Annotated in this window: 16 protein-coding genes and 1 riboswitch; of the genes, 11 read left to right on the top strand and 5 right to left on the bottom strand. The window is 63.8% G+C overall.

All coding sequences use genetic code 11. The features are described 5' to 3' along the window. Nucleotides 1–113 precede the first annotated feature (113 nt). Nucleotides 114–186, top strand: a riboswitch (S-adenosyl-L-homocysteine riboswitch). 102 nt (nt 187–288) lie between these two features. Genes ahcY through JNK99_RS06075 form a run of 8 tightly spaced genes read left to right on the top strand, consistent with a single transcriptional unit; the run spans nt 289 to nt 6,130 of the window. After that, entirely contained in the window at nt 289–1,701 is a 1,413-nt protein-coding gene (ahcY, locus tag JNK99_RS06110; RefSeq protein WP_291850146.1) for an adenosylhomocysteinase, read from the top strand. Between the two features lie 25 nt (nt 1,702–1,726). Next, the gene (locus JNK99_RS06105) at nt 1,727–2,080 is read left to right on the top strand and encodes a phage holin family protein (protein WP_291850143.1); all 354 of its coding nucleotides are present in this window, start codon (nt 1,727–1,729) and stop codon (nt 2,078–2,080) included. Nucleotides 2,081–2,088: 8 nt separating this feature from the next. Next, nucleotides 2,089–2,955, top strand: a complete 867-nt coding sequence (gene metF, locus JNK99_RS06100; protein ID WP_291850140.1) for a methylenetetrahydrofolate reductase [NAD(P)H] — start codon at nt 2,089–2,091, stop codon at nt 2,953–2,955. Beyond that, a complete protein-coding gene (locus JNK99_RS06095; RefSeq protein ID WP_291850137.1) occupies nt 2,939–3,295 on the top strand; it encodes a TfoX/Sxy family protein in 357 nt (118 codons plus the stop codon). The genes metF and JNK99_RS06095 overlap by 17 nt, the downstream gene beginning before the upstream one ends. Before the next feature lie 56 nt (nt 3,296–3,351). After that, nucleotides 3,352–3,630, top strand: a complete 279-nt coding sequence (locus tag JNK99_RS06090) for a DnaJ domain-containing protein (protein ID WP_291850134.1) — start codon at nt 3,352–3,354, stop codon at nt 3,628–3,630. Next, nucleotides 3,627–4,163 (top strand): hypothetical protein, encoded by a 537-nt coding sequence (locus JNK99_RS06085; protein WP_291850131.1) that lies wholly within the window; start codon nt 3,627–3,629, stop codon nt 4,161–4,163. Before JNK99_RS06090 ends, JNK99_RS06085 begins: the two co-directional genes overlap by 4 nt. Continuing rightward, nucleotides 4,163–4,888, top strand: coding sequence for a hypothetical protein (locus JNK99_RS06080; RefSeq protein WP_291850128.1), 726 nt, complete (start codon nt 4,163–4,165; stop codon nt 4,886–4,888). Before JNK99_RS06085 ends, JNK99_RS06080 begins: the two co-directional genes overlap by 1 nt. A gap of 42 nt (nt 4,889–4,930) precedes the next feature. After that, complete coding sequence (locus JNK99_RS06075) at nt 4,931–6,130, top strand: hypothetical protein (protein WP_291850126.1); 1,200 nt, start codon at nt 4,931–4,933, stop codon at nt 6,128–6,130. A gap of 42 nt (nt 6,131–6,172) precedes the next feature. Here the strand turns inward: JNK99_RS06075 and JNK99_RS06070 are convergent, their stop codons facing one another. Both JNK99_RS06070 and JNK99_RS06065 read right to left on the bottom strand, forming a co-directional pair. Next, nucleotides 6,173–7,384 carry a DUF1615 domain-containing protein gene (locus JNK99_RS06070; protein ID WP_291850123.1) on the bottom strand — a complete coding sequence of 404 codons (1,212 nt, stop codon included), beginning with the start codon at nt 7,382–7,384 and terminating at the stop codon, nt 6,173–6,175. A gap of 60 nt (nt 7,385–7,444) precedes the next feature. Continuing rightward, complete coding sequence (locus JNK99_RS06065; protein WP_291850120.1) at nt 7,445–9,232, bottom strand: gamma-glutamyltransferase family protein; 1,788 nt, start codon at nt 9,230–9,232, stop codon at nt 7,445–7,447. 159 nt (nt 9,233–9,391) lie between these two features. Between JNK99_RS06065 and JNK99_RS06060 the strand changes: the two genes are divergently transcribed. Genes JNK99_RS06060 through JNK99_RS06050 form a run of 3 tightly spaced genes read left to right on the top strand, consistent with a single transcriptional unit; the run spans nt 9,392 to nt 13,852 of the window. Further along, on the top strand, nt 9,392–10,420 hold the full coding sequence (locus JNK99_RS06060; protein WP_291850117.1) for an efflux RND transporter periplasmic adaptor subunit: 1,029 nt from the start codon (nt 9,392–9,394) through the stop codon (nt 10,418–10,420). 4 nt (nt 10,421–10,424) lie between these two features. Beyond that, nucleotides 10,425–13,646 (top strand): efflux RND transporter permease subunit, encoded by a 3,222-nt coding sequence (locus tag JNK99_RS06055; protein ID WP_291850114.1) that lies wholly within the window; start codon nt 10,425–10,427, stop codon nt 13,644–13,646. Next, the gene (locus JNK99_RS06050; RefSeq protein WP_291850111.1) at nt 13,643–13,852 is read left to right on the top strand and encodes a DUF2892 domain-containing protein; all 210 of its coding nucleotides are present in this window, start codon (nt 13,643–13,645) and stop codon (nt 13,850–13,852) included. Before JNK99_RS06055 ends, JNK99_RS06050 begins: the two co-directional genes overlap by 4 nt. Before the next feature lie 41 nt (nt 13,853–13,893). Here the strand turns inward: JNK99_RS06050 and JNK99_RS06045 are convergent, their stop codons facing one another. From JNK99_RS06045 to JNK99_RS06035, 3 genes are all read right to left on the bottom strand, one after another. Continuing rightward, nucleotides 13,894–14,478, bottom strand: coding sequence for an isoprenylcysteine carboxylmethyltransferase family protein (locus tag JNK99_RS06045; protein ID WP_291850108.1), 585 nt, complete (start codon nt 14,476–14,478; stop codon nt 13,894–13,896). A gap of 10 nt (nt 14,479–14,488) precedes the next feature. Continuing rightward, nucleotides 14,489–15,193 (bottom strand): hypothetical protein, encoded by a 705-nt coding sequence (locus tag JNK99_RS06040; protein ID WP_291850106.1) that lies wholly within the window; start codon nt 15,191–15,193, stop codon nt 14,489–14,491. 423 nt (nt 15,194–15,616) lie between these two features. Then, the coding region (locus JNK99_RS06035) for a transposase (RefSeq protein ID WP_291850103.1) at nt 15,617–16,277 on the bottom strand (661 nt) is incomplete at its 5' end.

Here is a 16,277-nt window from a genome sequence, read left to right as displayed (position 1 = left end):
ATCTGTGCGCCGAACCAGGTCAGAGTCGAAATACAGTGAGGTCGTAGAACCTACGATTAGCTTTCCTACTGAGCACTGTGCAACGCCCGCGCAACCGGTTTATAATCAACCCTCGATCCGAGGAGCGCTGCAAGGCTGTCGTCCGACAGTTTCAGGCTCGGATTCCTCAAACGGCGCTCATCCAACCAACCCGCGCCGGGGTTGGGAGCCTGGGTGAGCAGGGGGAGGTCCTTCCAGCTATCCGCCAGAGCTGCCCGTTCCCGCGCACAGTTATCAAGGAGCCTTACTGTGTCGGATGCTGTTACCCAAATACAAGATTACGTCATTGCCGACCTCGGTCTTGCGGACTGGGGTCGCAAGGAAATCCGCATCGCCGAAACCGAAATGCCCGGTTTGATGGCGATTCGCGAGGAATTCGCCGCCAGCCAGCCACTCAAGGGCGCGCGCATTACCGGTTCGCTGCACATGACGATCCAGACGGCGGTGCTGATCGAGACCCTGACTGCCCTCGGTGCCGAAGTGCGCTGGGCCTCGTGCAACATTTTCTCGACTCAGGATCACGCCGCCGCGGCCATCGCCGCCGACGGCATTGCCGTCTTCGCCGTCAAGGGAGAATCCCTGAAGGATTACTGGGAGTATACCCACCGCATCTTCGAATGGCCCGACGGCGGCTACAGCAACATGATCCTCGACGATGGCGGTGACGCGACCCTGCTGCTGCATCTCGGAGCCCGTGCGGAAAGCGATGCGTCGGTTCTCGCCAACCCGACCTCCGAGGAAGAAAGCATCCTGTTCGCCGCGATCAAGGCCAAGCTGGCCAGCAATCCAACCTGGTACTCGCTGCGTCTGGCGGCAGTCAAGGGGGTGACCGAGGAAACGACGACCGGCGTCCATCGTCTGTACCAGATGCACGCCAAAGGCGAACTCCGTTTCCCGGCGATCAATGTCAACGATTCGGTGACCAAATCGAAGTTCGACAACCTTTACGGTTGCCGCGAGTCGCTGGTCGATGGCATCAAGCGCGCCACCGACGTGATGATCGCCGGCAAGGTCGCCCTGATCGCCGGCTACGGCGATGTCGGCAAGGGTTCGGCGCAGGCCATGCGCGCCCTGTCGGCACAGGTCTGGGTAACCGAGATCGACCCGATCTGTGCCCTGCAGGCGGCGATGGAAGGCTACCGTGTGGTGACCATGGACTACGCTGCCGACAAGGCCGACATTTTTGTTACCTGCACCGGCAACTATCACGTGATCACGCACGAACACATGCAGAAGATGAAGGATCAGGCGATCGTCTGCAACATCGGACACTTCGACAACGAAATCGACGTCGCTTCGATCGAGGGCTACGCCTGGGAAGAGATCAAGCCACAGGTAGACCATGTGATCTTCCCCGACGGCAAGCGCATCATCCTGCTCGCCAAGGGACGCCTGGTCAACCTTGGTTGTGGCACGGGGCACCCCTCCTACGTCATGAGCTCGTCGTTCGCCAACCAGACGATTGCCCAGATCGAGCTCTTCACGCGCAATGCCGACTACCCGATCGGTGTCTACACCCTGCCCAAGCACCTCGACGAAAAGGTCGCCCGTCTGCAGCTCAAGAAGCTCAACGCGCAGCTCAGCGAGCTGACCGATCAGCAGGCAGCCTATATCGGCGTGGCCAAGGAAGGTCCCTACAAATCCGATCACTACCGCTACTGATGCGGCACTTCAACCGGGGGCCATCATGCGACTGATCCTGATCTGGCTGCTCAACGCCTGCGCGCTGCTCGCCGTTGCCTACCTGATGCCTTCCATCAAGGTGGCCTCGTTCGGCTCGGCGCTGCTTGCCGCAGTGCTGCTCGGACTGGTGAATACCCTCCTGCGCCCCTTGTTGACCCTCCTGACGCTGCCGGCCACGCTGCTTACCCTCGGGCTCTTTCTCTTCGTACTCAACGGACTGATGTTCTGGCTGGCCGGTTCGCTGCTTGAAGGCTTCGTGGTCGGTGGTTTCTGGGCGGGATTTTTCGGCGCCATTCTCTACAGCCTCTTCTCTTCGATCCTTTCTTCCCTCCTGCCCACGGGCAAGGCTGCGCAATAGCTCTCCCGATGACCCAGATTCCCCCCACTTTCAGCCTCGAACTGTTTCCCCCGCAGACGCCCGAGGGTGCCGAGAAGCTGCGTGCCGCACGTGCCCAGATGGCGCTGCTCAAGCCCAGATTTTTCTCCGTCACCTTTGGTGCCGGCGGTTCGACGCGTGACCGCACCCTTGAAACAGTGCTCGAAATCCAGCGTGAAGGCCACGCGGCGGCACCGCACCTGTCGTGCATCGGTTCGACCCGTGAAAGCATTCGCAACATCCTCGAACAGTATCGCTCGCACGGCATCCGGCACCTCGTCGCCTTGCGCGGCGACCTGCCGTCGGGTATGGCGCGGCCGGGTACCTTCCGCTACGCTAACGAACTGGTCGACTTCATCCGCAAGGAAACCGGCTCCTGGTTCCGCATCGAAGTCGCTGCCTATCCGGAGTACCATCCGCAGGCGAAGAGCCCGGCCGACGACCTGCTGGCCTTCAAGGGCAAGCTCGAGGCGGGAGCCGACTCGGCAATCACCCAGTATTTCTACAATTTCGAGGCCTACGCTCATTTCATCGACGAGTGCCAGGCGATCGGCATCAACGTGCCGATCGTCCCCGGCATCATGCCGATCTCGAGTTACAGCAGCCTGGCCCGCTTCTCGGACAATTGCGGTGCGGAGATACCGCGCTGGATCAGAAAGCGGCTCGAGAGCTACGGCGATGACAGCGCGTCGATTCGTGCCTTCGGCCTTGACGTCGTTACTCATCTATGCGAGAAACTGTTGGCCAGCGGCGCACCGGGCCTGCATTTCTACACGCTCAATCAGGTCGGCCTGACCAGCACGCTGTGGCAGCGCCTCGGTCTTTCCTCGGCAGGGGCGGATGGCTCGCCAGCGTGAGCTGCCCGAGCTCGTCCGTCACGCGCTCGAGTTGTTTGCCCCGCTCGGCACGCTGCGCGTCAGGGCGATGTTTGGTGGTTGGGGCTTTTACTGCGACGAACTGTTTTTCGCGATCGTCGCCGACGATGTCCTCTATCTCAAGGCCGACGCGCAAAGCGCTACCACCTTCGGCGCTGCCGGAGGCGAGCCCTTCCGCTTCAGCTACAAGGATGGTCGCAGCGAAACGATGAACTACTGGACGGTGCCCGAGGAGGCGATGGAAGGGGCACAGCAGATGCTTCCCTGGGGACGTGCGGCGCTGGCTGCCGCCGCCCGCAGTCGCCAGTCCGGCGCACGCTAGCCGCCCGCGTCTTGCCCGTCGCGGCATCGCCACACTTCTGCACTCGGAGATGACGGATGAAGGATTATTACGCCATACTCGGTATCGCGAGCGACGCGGCAGGCGAAGCGGTACGAACGGCTTATCGCAGGAAGGCCCTGCAACTGCACCCCGACCGAAACACCGCGCCCGAGGCGACCGACAAGTTTCGCGACGTCCAGGAAGCCTACGACGTACTCTCCGACCCCGCTCGGCGACACGTTTACGATGAGAACCGGCGTCGCAACCTGCTCGACAAACCCCTGGAAACCGCGCGGGAAATCTGGAAACACTATATCGAAGGAGTATTGCAGTGAGGCTGTCACCATTCTTTGAGGAACTCAAGTCCGCCTACGACGCCGAACTCGACGATCTGATGACCGATTCCGCCGGACACGACGTCCTGGCCAGGCGGCTCCAGGCAAAGCGGGGCCAAGTAGCGCAATTGCTGCCGATGATCGAGTGCAACCCGGAAATGGTTGCCGTCGCCTTTCACGGCGGCATGCGTTTTGCCAATCCGGACGTCATGCGGGACCTCGTCGCGCTGGAACCGGAAGACCTGCCGTCATGGGAAACCCTCCTCACTTCCGTGTCGCTGGAGCCATGGGCCGCCGATCTGGCCAGAAGAGTCCTCAAAGACCCCAGCGGTGACCATTTCCTGGTGGTCACCGCCTGCCTCGAGTTTCTGCAGGGCAGACCGGCGGGGTCGGCGGAGCCGCCGTCGACCACCGGCCGTGACGAGGATGAAGGCGACGACCCGGAACTCGATATCGACCTCGAAGAGGCCGGTGCCGACTGGCTCTCCGAGCAGGGTTTCGATCGCCGGGATCGCTTTTCGGGGGACAACTGATGAGTCATCCGGTACTGGTGAAAGCGGAGAAGCTGATCCGCGTCGGTGACATCGTCGGTGCAGAAGCTGCCCTGGTCTCATTGGTCGAAACGGAAGGTGACACCGCCCTGGTGCTGGCGCTGGACGACTTCCCCGCCAAAGATTTGCTGGCGGTGTTGCGCGATTTCGACGCCTCGCGCGAATCGGTGGTCAATCTGCTGGTTTCACCCGAACAGTTTGCGCGGGCAATCGTTCTCGAACGGCGTTACGGCGACGCCGGTCACGAGCGCCTGCACGGCATGATCAACTCGGTCATCTTCCGGTCGGGCAGCGAAACCGGCGACTTCCTCGCGGCAATCGGCGACGTCGACGGCGGCAGCGAAGTTCTGGCCGACTATCTGTTCGAGCGCACGGAAAACCTGGAACACTTCTTCAAAACCGGTACTTTCGATTATTTTGTCGAACCCGACGACTCGGCTGACGACCTGAGCGACGAGGAGCGTCTCGACGCGCTCTCCGACAGCACGCTCAATCGACCGTTCCTCACCCACAGCGAGGTCAACGATCATGACTGGATGGAAGTCGCCTGGCTGCTGCGCTATCAGCACCCGGAGATCTTTCGCGAGGTCCTGCTGATCCTGCGGGCGCGCGCCAGAGCCGAGGAAGCCGAGCCGGCGCCTGCCGTGCAGTCGAGTCCGACGATCCGGCCGCTGGTTGGCGAAGCCGACGAAGAGTCCGCCCTCTAGCCACGAACCGCGGCAGCGCAGCGAAAGGTAGCGAGGCAAGCGATGCAGACCAGTCAGCACCAGGTCATGCTTTTCGATGACCGGCCATTCTTTGAAAAAGCACTGCTTTACGGGATGCGCCACCGCATCATCAACCAGGAGAAACTGGCCAGCATCCTGCAGGATGCGCCGAAAGGCCTGGTGCAGATCGCCGACTTTTTCGGAACGCAATACCTGCGGCCGAACATCGAGGAGGCACGCGCCCGCATCGTCAACCTGGTCAGCCTTTTCCTCGAGGAGGGCAGCGACGGCGACCTCGACGAAGCCGCTCGCTCGCTGCGCGACAACAGCTTCCTGTCGCATTCGCGTGGTGGTTCGGAGATGCTGAAAAGGCTCTGGGCAATGCCGGAGGACGCCTCCTGGGGGATTCTCGTCAAGCCGTCGCAGAAGGAATTCCTGGCCGAGTGGTCATTGCGCAGCCTGGCCGACTATCGGCAGGCTCTGGCGCAGCGGCAAGTCCATCAGTTGTCGATCTCGACCGGCCTGTGGTTTGCCGAGCAACTCGGGATGGCCGCTGCCGACATTTCAACGGTTTCGGCCGACGCAATCGTCCGCAGCGCCGTGCTGGTCCATCTGAGCGCCACGACGCCGGCCGCCATTCCGACGGCCGCTGGTCTGCTGCAGATGCTTGGCGTGCTGCGGGACAAGGGGGTACCCGCCAAAGGCAGGAAGCAACTACGCGAGATCCTGGCGAGCATGCCGGAAGCCTATCGGGAGGTGGCCAGGCGCGAACTCAAACGGGTCGAGAGTGAGGATCTGCCGAAAATCACCGACCCCTCGCGCCCGCTCAACCAGCTCCTGCAGGAACTGGAGCCGTTGTACTTCATGCGCGATTTCGGCCCCGAGGACGCCAGCCTGTTCGCAGTACCAGCGTCGGAAGACTGGCAGAGAATGACCGGCGGCAAGACCGACGACAGTTCCTTGCTGACGATCTTTGTCTGTCTGGCCGCGGACATCCCGGCCAAGCCCGTGCTCAGCAGGGCGGCAGCACGCACGCTGATCCGCAAGGTGCGCAAAGACGGCTTCCAGCGACTGCCGGTACTCGGCTTCATCCGCGCCTACGCCCCCTACGAGATGCAGGACGACCTGGAGAGGCTGTGGAAGGAGTTCTTCCCGGAGGCGCAAACGACGCTTCTCGATGCCGCCGACACCACCCTCGGTGATGCTCTGGATTTTCTCAAGGAAAACTGTGTCGTCGTCTGAGGCAACGGATGCCAGCCGGCCCGGCTTCCTTCCTTTTCCCGCCTAGCTCCTCGCCAGACAGCCGCGGTAACGGCCATTGACCCGGCGAGCAAACCATTCGGTGGTCAACTGGCGAGTGATCTTGGGACTCTTGAGCGCGATCACGGGCAGCAGCTCGCGCGGCCGATGCTCGCCGGCTGCACCATCGGCCAGCGCATAGAGCCGCTTGTAGAGTGCCGTCTGTTCGAAGGCAAGCGACTTCTCGAACTTGAGATCGCGCACGATTTCCGCCTCGCCGAGACCCAGCCGCGCGCGCAGGGTGAAGACCGCACGCTGGGTGTCGCTGGCTTCGGCCAGGGGCTGGCCGTCGCGGTAGCGCAGTAGGTCACCATCAAGCGCCAGCCGCTGGCCACTGAGGCGGCTCACCGCTTCCTGAAACGCAGCGTTACGGCTGCTGTAACGACCCGCGTTGAAATCGGCAAAACGGTAGATCATCTGGCTGTAGCTGGTCGGGTAGTCGAGCAGCGACGCGATGCCGAAGTACACTCCGCCACGGCGCGTGAACACCTCATTGCGCACACTGTCCCGGCGTACGTAGGGGTAGGGTTTCTGACGAACCTGTTCCTCGGCGAAGTCGATGCTGACCTGCATCGGACCGCCGGTGCGTACCGGGTTGAAACCGGCGAACAGCGTCTTCCCGCCAGGCAGTTCGGAGATCATGTCTGCGTACAGCGCGTTCATCTGCGTTTCGGTGCGCAGGGCGTCGATGCGCGCTTGGTAGCTGCGCCCGTCCGGCGACGCCTTGCGCAGGGCAAGATCGACCAGCACCTTGGGAACGCCGTACTTTTCCCGCCGCATTTCGATCTGCTGCCAGACAATGCGCGCCAGGCCGGGAACGGTCGGATCTGCCCGGAAACTCGATTCCTGCTCGATCACCGCAATGGCAGCACAGAGGCTCTCCGGCAGCGGGGGAATCTGCAACGCAGTGAAGGCGGTCAGGATATCGACTGCCCAGCCATTGCGATCAGCGATCTGCAACGGCAACAGGCGACCGATCAGGCTGCTGCCTTGGTGCTCGCCCGGGTAGGCCGGCGGGACGATGCCTGCCGGCGGCGGTGGCACGGGGCGGGGCGGCTGACGCACCACCTCCTGTGGCAGCGTCGCAGCCGGCTCCGCAGGCGTCACCGGTGCCGGCCGCGATTCGTAGCGGCCGTCGCTGGCGCAGCCGCCCAGGGCGGCGACCAGCAGAAGGAGACACCGGCGTCCGGATGACATGGGCGTGATGCCTGGCGGCGGAGCGTAATCAGGGCGTACGGACGGCTGACCGATTCGATGTCACTCGCCCACCACTCTTCCCTCGCGGCGGGGATCAGCGCCGCCCGTGTAGTCGGCAACCCCTTTCCGGATCGCCTGCAAGCCGCTGCTCATGCCGATCTCCTTGACTTCATGCCCTCTCGCCACGAGTGCTTCGACGAAGGAGCGGGAAAAGCGTTGTTCCTCGAGCAGCGTGGGGCCGTTCAACGAGCCGAAATTGGGCAGGTCGATCGCCTCTTGCGGCGTCAATCCCCAGTTCAGTGTCGCGTAGAGCAGCTTGGCCGTGTAGTGAATGATCAGGGCGCCACCTGGCGAACCACCGCTGAGCACCAGTTCGCCCGTATCCTGGTCGAAGACCAGGGTCGGGCTCATCGATGAACGTGGCCGCTTGCCCGGCTCGACGCGGTTGGCCACCGCTGTGCCATGTTCGTCTGTCGGGCTGAAGGAAAAGTCGCTGAGCTGGTTGTTGAGCAGAAAGCCGCGAACCATCTGGCGTGCCCCGAAAGCGTCCTCGATCGTGCTGGTCATCGCCAGGGCATTGCCCCGACCGTCGACGATGCTGAGATGCGAAGTGCCATGTTCGAGCTGCTCGGGCATCGGCGAATGACTCGTGCGGACGGGGCCCGGCGTACCCGGCACGGCCATCTTCATGCTCTGCGCTCCGATCAGCCGCGCCCGGGCGGCCAGATAGTCCGGGCTGATCAGCGAGTACCAGCTGCCGGCCGGTGGAGCGACGAAATCGGGGTCGGCCACGTATCTGGCGCGATCGGCGAAGGCCAGGCGTGCGGCTTCGCTGTAGTAATGCATCCAGCGCGGATCGGCAAACGACAAGCTGGCGGCGTCGGTGTAAGCCAGCATGCCGAGAATCTGGGCGATGGCAATGGCGCCCGAACTCGGCGGCGGAAAACCGCAGATCAGGTAGCGGCGCACCACGGTCACCTGCTGCGCCACGTAGGGGTGGCAGTAGGCAGCCCGTCGTTTTGCCTGGTAGCCGGCCAGATCGGCAAGGCTCAACAGTCCGGGATTGGCGGCATGCTGCTGCACCTTGTCGACCATCGCCTGCGCAATCTCTCCCTCATGCAGGGCGCCCGAGCCATGGCTGGCAATGCGGCGCAGGACGACGGCCAGCGCGGGGTTGCGCAGTGTGCTGCCAACCGCCGGCGGCTGACCATCGCGATCATAGAAATAAGCAGCCGCCACCGGATCCTGGCGCAGATGGAGATCGGCCTTGAGCAGGGCGTGCAGGCGCGTGCCGACCGGAAAGCCGTTTTCGGCCAGCCTGATCGCCGGTTCGAAGAGAGCCGCCCAAGGCAGCAGGCCGTACTCGCCATGCGCCATCTCGAGCATGCGCACGGCACCGGGCACACCGACCGCGCGGCCGCCAACCACCGCCTGGTGAAAGCTCGGCGGCTTGCCGCCGGCCTGGATGAACAGGTCTTCTCCGGCAGCGGATGGCGCCGTTTCGCGACCGTCGAAGGCCACCGTCCAGTGTCCATCATAGTGCAGCAGAAAGGCCCCCCCTCCGATCCCGCTCGACTGCGGCTCGACCAGACCAAGCACCATCTGGGCAGCAACCGCCGCGTCGATCGCCGAGCCGCCGGCCTTGAGCATGGCCATGCCCGCCTCGCTGGCCAGCGGGTGCGCCGTGGCGACGGCAAACTTCTCGCCGCGCCAGCCTGCCTGAACGCTCAGGCCGGAGCCACCTTCCGGCTGGCCGAGTTCGCCGGCGGGTGCTCGATGCGTGGTCGATACACTGCTGCACCCGCTGGCGAGCAGGATCACGGAGAAGACGAGACGCAGAAGCTTCATGACGGCACTCCAGTGATGGGGCACACCTCCCGGTCGACCAGCCCGCGTCGCCCGATATCCGCTTTGTCTCATTCGAGTGCTGCACGCGTCAACAGCAATGATCGTGTTGAATGTCGCTCGCACTTGTCTTTGCGGATATATCAGTATATGCTTATATGCATGTCCCGACCACCTCTCGCTCGACTGCAGACTTGGCTACGGCTGCTGGCCGGGTTGGCTGCAGGTGCATCACTTGCCGGTCAGATCCAGGCGCAGACGCTGTCGGACCGTGTCGTGCAGCCGCATGCGGTGGAGCTGGTGTTGCCCGCTGACGCGATCGTCGAGGCGGTCAATCAGGCGACGCTGGCGGCACAGGTGTCCGGACGTGTCGTCGAAATGCATGTCGATGCCGGGCAGGCGGTGAAGAAGGGTGAGCTGCTGATGCGCATCGACGCGCGCGAGGCGAGCGAGGCAGCGGCCGGCGCGGCGGCACAGTATGTGAACGCGCGGGCTCAGCATCAGCGCATGTCGAGCCTGCGCCAGCAGGGCTTCGTCAGCCAGGCGGCAGTGGACAAGGCCAAAGCCGAGCTCGACGCAGCACAGGCAACGCAGGCTCAGACGGCGGTCAGCGCCGGGCATGCAGCGGTACGCGCGCCGATTTCGGGCATCGTCGCGCGGCGCTTGACCGAACTTGGCGAAATGGCGGTGCCCGGCAAACCGTTGCTCTCGATCTACGAACCGCGGGGCCTGCGAGTCACGACCAGCATCCCGCAGTACCGGCTGGCGCAAATGCGCGCGGTGCGCCAGGCGCGCATCGAGTTTCCCGAACTCGGACAGTGGGTGGAGGCGACCAGCATCAGTGTGCTGCCGACGGCGGACTCGGCGACGCATGTCGTTCCGGTGCGCGCCGGCCTGCCGGCCGGGATGGCCGGTATCATCCCCGGAATGCACGCGCGGGTGCATTTCGTCGTCGGCCGCGCCAACAAGCTGAGCGTGCCGCAAACCGCGGTGCTGCGGCGTGGCGAGGTGGCCGCGGTCTATGTGCGCAACGATCAGGGAGCGCCGAGCCTGCGCCAGTTGCGTCTCGGCGAAGTGTTTGCCGGCGGTGAGGTCGAGGTGCTGGCCGGCCTGCAGTCGGGTGAACGCGTCATCCTCGACCCGGTAAAAGCGGCAATTGAACTCAAATCCGTCAGGCAACCAGGCAAGTAGCAGGATGGGGGTTTCCGGCCGTATCGCCCGTTTCTTCACCAGTTCGCAGATGACCCCGCTATTGGCGCTGGTCGCCCTGCTGCTGGGCGTCTTCGCGACGCTGGTCACGCCACGCGAGGAAGAGCCGCAGATCGACGTGACCATGGCCGACGTCCTCATCCCCTTCCCCGGCGCCTCGGTGCGTGACGTGGAAAACCTGGTTGCCACACCGGCCGAACAGGTCCTGTCGCGGATGTCGGGGATCGAGCACGTCTATTCGGTAGCGCAGCCGGGAATGGCCGTGGTGAGCGTGCAGTTTGCCGTTGGAGTCAAGTACAGCGATGCCGTGGTGCGTCTCTACGATACGGTTCATTCGAACCGTGACTGGCTGCCACCCAACCTCGGCGTGCTCGAGCCAACCGTCAAGCCGCGCAGCATTGACGACGTACCGATCGTTTCCCTGACCTTCTCGACCACCGACCCGACGCGTTCGGCCTTCGATCTGCAACAGGTGGCGCGTTCCGCCGAAACCGAGTTCAAACGCATCAAGGGTACCCGTGACGTCTCCACCCTGGGTGGCCCGGAGCACGTCTTGCGGGTATTACTGGACAGCGAGCGGATGAATGCGCACGGCGTGACACCGCAGGATCTGGCGGCGGTGTTGCGCGTCGGCAATACCTTGCAGCCATCGGGCACGCTGGTCGCCGGCAACCGCGAGCTGCTGGTGGAAACCGGCGGTTATCTGCAGTCGGCCGCCGACGTCCGGCAACTGGTGGTGGCCGTACGCGGCAACGCCGGCGAGCGCAAACCGGTGTTCATGGGGGATGTGGCACAGGTCGATGATGGCCCCGATCAACCCCGGCGTTACGTCTGGCTGGGTACGCGTGAAGGTGAATTCCCCGCCGTCACCGTGCAGATTTCGAAGAAACCCGGGGTCAATGCCGCCGACGTCGCCAGTGCGGTGATCGCCCGTGCCGACTCGCTCAGGGGGACACTGATTCCCGACGGGGTCACGGTCACGGTCAGCCGCAACTATGGCCAGACGGCGACCGACAAGGCACAAAAACTGATCGGCAAGCTGCTCTTCGCGACCGCCTTCGTCGTCCTGCTCGTTTTCTTCGCACTCGGCAAGCGTGAGGCGCTGATCGTCGGTGTCGCGGTCAGTCTGACCCTCGCCGCAACACTCTTCGCCTCCTGGGCCTGGGGCTTCACGCTCAACCGCGTGTCGCTGTTCGCGCTGATCTTCTCGATCGGCATCCTGGTCGATGACGCCATCGTGGTGGTCGAAAACATCCACCGCTGGCAAGCACTGCAGCCGGAGAAAGCGCTGATCGAGATCATCCCGCTGGCGGTGGACGAAGTCGGCGGGCCGACCATCCTCGCCACCTTCACGGTGATTGCCGCGCTGCTCCCGATGGCCTTCGTCAGTGGCCTGATGGGCCCCTACATGAGCCCGATTCCGATCAACTCGTCACTCGGCATGTTCATCTCGCTGGCCATCGCCTTCGTCGTCACCCCGTGGCTGGCCGCCCGGCTGCTGGTCAGCCCGGCGCATGCCACGCCGGGCCGCGGGCAAGAAACGGCCAGCGCGCTACCGGCCAGGCGGATCGAGCGGCTCTTCCGACGCCTGCTGACCCCTTTCCTTGATGCGCAGCGAGGTCGTTCGACACGCCGCCGTCTCCTGCTGGCAATTCTCGTCCTGATCGCCGGCTCGCTGTCGCTCGCCACGCTGCAGTTGGTGGTGCTCAAGATGCTGCCCTTCGACAACAAGAGCGAGTTCCAGATCGTCCTCGACATGCCGGTCGGCACACCGGTCGAGGAGACGGCGCGCGTCCTGCGCGAGATCGGCGACAGCCTTCTCACGGTTCCCGAAGTCAGCGACTACCAAGCCTACGCCGGCACCGCCAGCCCGATCAACTTCAACGGCCTGGTGCGTCAGTATTACCTGCGGGCGGCGCCAGAACTCGGAGACCTGCAGGTGACCCTGGTCGACCACCGGCAGCGCTCGCGTCAGAGTCACGCGATTGCCAGCTCGCTGCGCGATGCCGTCGAGGAGATCGGCCGACGTGCCGGCGGCAACGCCAAGGTGGTGGAGGTGCCACCCGGGCCGCCGGTACTGTCACCGATCGTCGTCGAAGTCTACGGACCCGACTACCGGGGTCAGATCGCCGTCGCCCGCGAAGTGCGCCGGCAACTGGAGAAGACCGCCGATCTGGTGGCGATCGACGACTCGGTAACCGCCGACGGCAGCAAAACCGTGCTGCGCGTGCTGCAGAACAAGGCCGCACTGCTCGATGTGGCGCAGAGCGATATCGTCGAGGTGGTGCGCATGGGGTTGGCGGGCGAGGATGTGACGCCTTTGCGCAACAGCGGCGCGCGCTACGAAATCCCGCTGCGCCTGACACTCGCAGCCGAACAGAAGAGCTCGCTCGACGCCTTGCTCAAACTGCGCGTACGCTCACGCCAGGGCGCCCTGGTGCCGGTCTCCGAACTCGTCGAAGCCCGCCAGCAGGCGCGCGAGAAGGTGATCTACCACAAGGATTTGTTGCCGGTGGTGTATGTCGTCGCCGACATGGCCGGCAAGCTCGATTCGCCGCTGTACGGCATGTTTGCTGCGCGCAGCGCGCTGGCCGACCGCCCGCTCGACGGGCTGGAGTATGGTGCGGGCAGGCTGGGCGAGTATTTCATCCGCCAGCCGCCGGCACCCGACGCCGGCTACAGCATCAAATGGGACGGCGAGTGGCAGATCACCTATGAAACCTTTCGCGACATGGGAATCGCCTACGCCGTTGGCCTGATCCTGATCTACCTGCTGGTCGTCGCACATTTCAAGAGTTATCTCGTACCCCTGATTATCATGGCGCCCATTCCGCTGACCATCATCGGGGTCATGCCGGGGCACGCACTGCTCGGCAGTCAATACACGGCGACCTCGATGATCGGCATGATAGCGCTCGCCGGGATCATCGTCCGCAACTCGATCCTGCTGGTGGACTTCATCCGGCAGCAGGTTGCCGCAGGGATCGATTTCCGTGAGGCAATCATCCAGTCGGCTGCCGTACGCGCCAAGCCGATCGCCCTGACTGCCCTGGCGGCCATGCTCGGCGCCCTCTTCATCCTCGACGACCCGATCTTCAACGGGCTGGCGATCAGCCTGATCTTCGGCATTTTCGTTTCCACCCTGCTCACGCTGGTGGTGATCCCGGTGCTCTACTACGCCGCTTTCAGAAAGGACCCTCAGACATGACCACCGATCGCGCCGTCCGCATCATGGCGGGTAGCTTCATCCTCCTCTCGCTCGCGCTGGGCGTCCCCGAGAGCCCGCTCTTCGTTGCCAAGTACTTCCTCTGGTTTACCGTCTTCGTCGGTGCCAACCTCCTGCAGAGCGGTTTCACCCGCTTTTGCCCGGCCGAAAGCATCATGGTCAAGCTCGGCATGAAGCGGCTCGGATAGAAGGACAGGGCGGGCAAAGAGCGCCGTCGCCGTTCCGACCCTCAACCGACGAGCAGCGGCGATCCCCAGATCGCCCAGGTGGCCACCGCAGCCCAGGCGGCCAGGGTCGCCGCGAGGTTGAAGCCGGCGTTGTTCTTGCGGAACAACTGCCAGCTCCAGTAGCCGACCGCTTGCCCGGTCGCCGGCCAGCACGGCAGGAAACGTCGCACGGTGGTGCAGTACTCCGCGTAGGCAGCGCCAAAGATCGGCCGCAGGTGCGCCTCCTCGCGCTGCACCCGGGCGTCCATGTACAGCCAGTAGAGCACCGTGTAAGCCAGCAGCACCCACCAACTGGCCAGCAGCATCAGGAAGCCGAGCAGGATGAAGAAACGCCCCAGGTACATCGGGTTGCGCACCATGGTGTAAGGGCCACGTGCGGTCAGCGTCGAATTCTTGTCGAGCGATGCGAAGCACCACAGCTGAATGAACTCGCCAAGCATCGAGACGACGAAACCCGGCAACAGCCAGTCGCTGCGCACGAATTGCGCCAGCAGGACCATCCCGACGATGACGATCGGCGCGCGCATCCGCACCAGGAAGCGGCGCAGCCCGGGATGATGGAACAATCCGTTTGAGGTCTCCTTCATTTCCTGCCTTTCATGAGCCGGAGCCACGACGACTGGCGCGGCGGCGTTTGCTCAATCCGAAATAACCGCGTGGCACCCACCAGCGGCGCAAGCGGTTGGTCTTCTCGTACCTGGCGCGGCGTTCGCTGTCCATCGCCTGTGGCTGCCAGTCGGCCCACTTCTTGTACACGCCGCTCATGTCCATCGCTTCGAGCAGTCGTCGCAGGCTGGCCGGCATCCAGCGCGTCGACAGGCTGGCCTGGAAATCTATGATGCCCGGCGCCCCGTCCGGCAGCATCAGCAGGTTGCCGGCGCCGCGCGTGTCGAGATGCACGATGCCACGTCCATGAACTGCCCGTAACAGCTCTTCAAGCTGCCCGAGATACTCTGGCGAGACCAGTTGACGGTCGATCTTGGCCAGGCTGCGGCCGGGCACGAAACGGGCGGCAATCGCATGTGCATCGACGCGAAAGGCGTCGCCCGGCGTACCGGCGATCCCCTGCAAACATTGCAGGGCACGCAGCTCTCGCCCGAGGAGCAGGCGGCCAATGGTGTTGCGTACCCACCACGAACGGGTCGAGAAGTCCTTGAATGTCCACTCCCGTCCGTCCAGCAGCACGCGCTCGACGCGCGCGTTGGCCCAGCGCCCATCGCGCAGCAGGCTACGCTCGCTGCGTGTCAGATCGCTACGGGTGAAGGCGGGAGAAGCCGGCTGGAAGGAGGCGTGACTCATCATGGATGGTGGCGACGCCCAGCGGGGCTGTGCCGTGTCGACCCTGCGCGTGCGGTCCGGGTCCACCGGTTCGTTCAGTGCCGAAGGGTGGGAAGTGTAACATCGGGAGCCTGCCATTATCCGGAATCTTGCCCTTTGCAGTCAAACGGAAAGCCGCCGCCGGGGTGTAATCGAAAGTGTTGGTCGTAAATTCATGCTTCGAGCGGGAACTGGTTCTGAAGGCCGGTTGGCATGGGAAATGATTCGCCCCGGGTTTCGTAGAGGCTCCGTGGTCCAAGTACAGGCGTGCTCGGGCTGTACGGTCAGTTCGAAATAATACCTATCCTCCGCCTCGGGAGGCGGGATATATCCCAGGGGCTCAAGGAATCGCTATGGTGTTAACCAGGTCACCCGTTCCAGCGTCCATCCTCACAACTTAGGATTTTGTCATGTAGGCTTATAGGCATGAGATCGGTGTGGTTTGGGCTGCGGCTTTCGAGGTCGCGAGCGATGGGGAACGAGCTTCTGAAGGTTCAAGGCAAGCTCTTCAAGCAACGGTTTGAGGCGACGTGGAGTAGCGGCAGCGGTGAGCAAGCAGCGGCCGATCTGCCGCTTGATCTTGTCGATGGCCAGGGTTCGGTTGATCTTGTAGGGCGAATCCGGGTCGATGAGCGCATCCGTGGCGACATGGGCGGCGAGCGCATTGAGGTTGTCAAAGACGGCCTTCGCCCCGAAGTCCTGATGCGCGGCGTGCCAGGACAAGCCCGAGGTATGCTCCAGGCCAAGGCGGCTCTTGATCCGTTTAAATGCCGCCTCGATCCGCCACCGGCCATGGTAGAGATCAGCAAACGCGGCAACCGGGAAAGCCACCGGATCAAACAGCGAAGTCATCACCACATGCACTCGTCCGGTCGGCGTCGCCACCCGCACCAGCCGAACGGTGGTCGGCGTCGCCGGACACTCATAGTCTGCGGCATCACGGGCATCCGGCGCCCACAAGACCACCCGCTGCTCGCTTTGCCCGGAGCGCACGAACTCACGGACCGCCTTGAATCCCCGCGACAAATCGCAGCGAATACCAAAGGGAATCCCGCGTGCGGTCAGCGCC

This window comes from Accumulibacter sp., assembly GCF_016789985.1.
Lineage (GTDB): Bacteria > Pseudomonadota > Gammaproteobacteria > Burkholderiales > Rhodocyclaceae > Accumulibacter.
This window is presented reverse-complemented; position numbering and strand designations above follow the sequence as displayed.

Excerpts from the sequence above, each read along its gene's own strand:
- JNK99_RS06105 (WP_291850143.1), top strand. The coding sequence starts at position 1,727 with ATGCGACTGATCCTGATCTGGCTGCTCAACGCCTGCGCGCTGCTCGCC.
- metF (WP_291850140.1), top strand. The coding sequence starts at position 2,089 with ATGACCCAGATTCCCCCCACTTTCAGCCTCGAACTGTTTCCCCCGCAG.
- JNK99_RS06095 (WP_291850137.1), top strand. The coding sequence starts at position 2,939 with ATGGCTCGCCAGCGTGAGCTGCCCGAGCTCGTCCGTCACGCGCTCGAG.
- JNK99_RS06090 (WP_291850134.1), top strand. The coding sequence starts at position 3,352 with ATGAAGGATTATTACGCCATACTCGGTATCGCGAGCGACGCGGCAGGC.
- JNK99_RS06080 (WP_291850128.1), top strand. The coding sequence starts at position 4,163 with ATGAGTCATCCGGTACTGGTGAAAGCGGAGAAGCTGATCCGCGTCGGT.
- JNK99_RS06075 (WP_291850126.1), top strand. The coding sequence starts at position 4,931 with ATGCAGACCAGTCAGCACCAGGTCATGCTTTTCGATGACCGGCCATTC.
- JNK99_RS06070 (WP_291850123.1), bottom strand. The coding sequence starts at position 7,384 with ATGTCATCCGGACGCCGGTGTCTCCTTCTGCTGGTCGCCGCCCTGGGC.
- JNK99_RS06065 (WP_291850120.1), bottom strand. The coding sequence starts at position 9,232 with ATGAAGCTTCTGCGTCTCGTCTTCTCCGTGATCCTGCTCGCCAGCGGG.
- JNK99_RS06060 (WP_291850117.1), top strand. The coding sequence starts at position 9,392 with ATGTCCCGACCACCTCTCGCTCGACTGCAGACTTGGCTACGGCTGCTG.
- JNK99_RS06055 (WP_291850114.1), top strand. The coding sequence starts at position 10,425 with ATGGGGGTTTCCGGCCGTATCGCCCGTTTCTTCACCAGTTCGCAGATG.
- JNK99_RS06050 (WP_291850111.1), top strand. The coding sequence starts at position 13,643 with ATGACCACCGATCGCGCCGTCCGCATCATGGCGGGTAGCTTCATCCTC.
- JNK99_RS06045 (WP_291850108.1), bottom strand. The coding sequence starts at position 14,478 with ATGAAGGAGACCTCAAACGGATTGTTCCATCATCCCGGGCTGCGCCGC.
- JNK99_RS06040 (WP_291850106.1), bottom strand. The coding sequence starts at position 15,193 with ATGATGAGTCACGCCTCCTTCCAGCCGGCTTCTCCCGCCTTCACCCGT.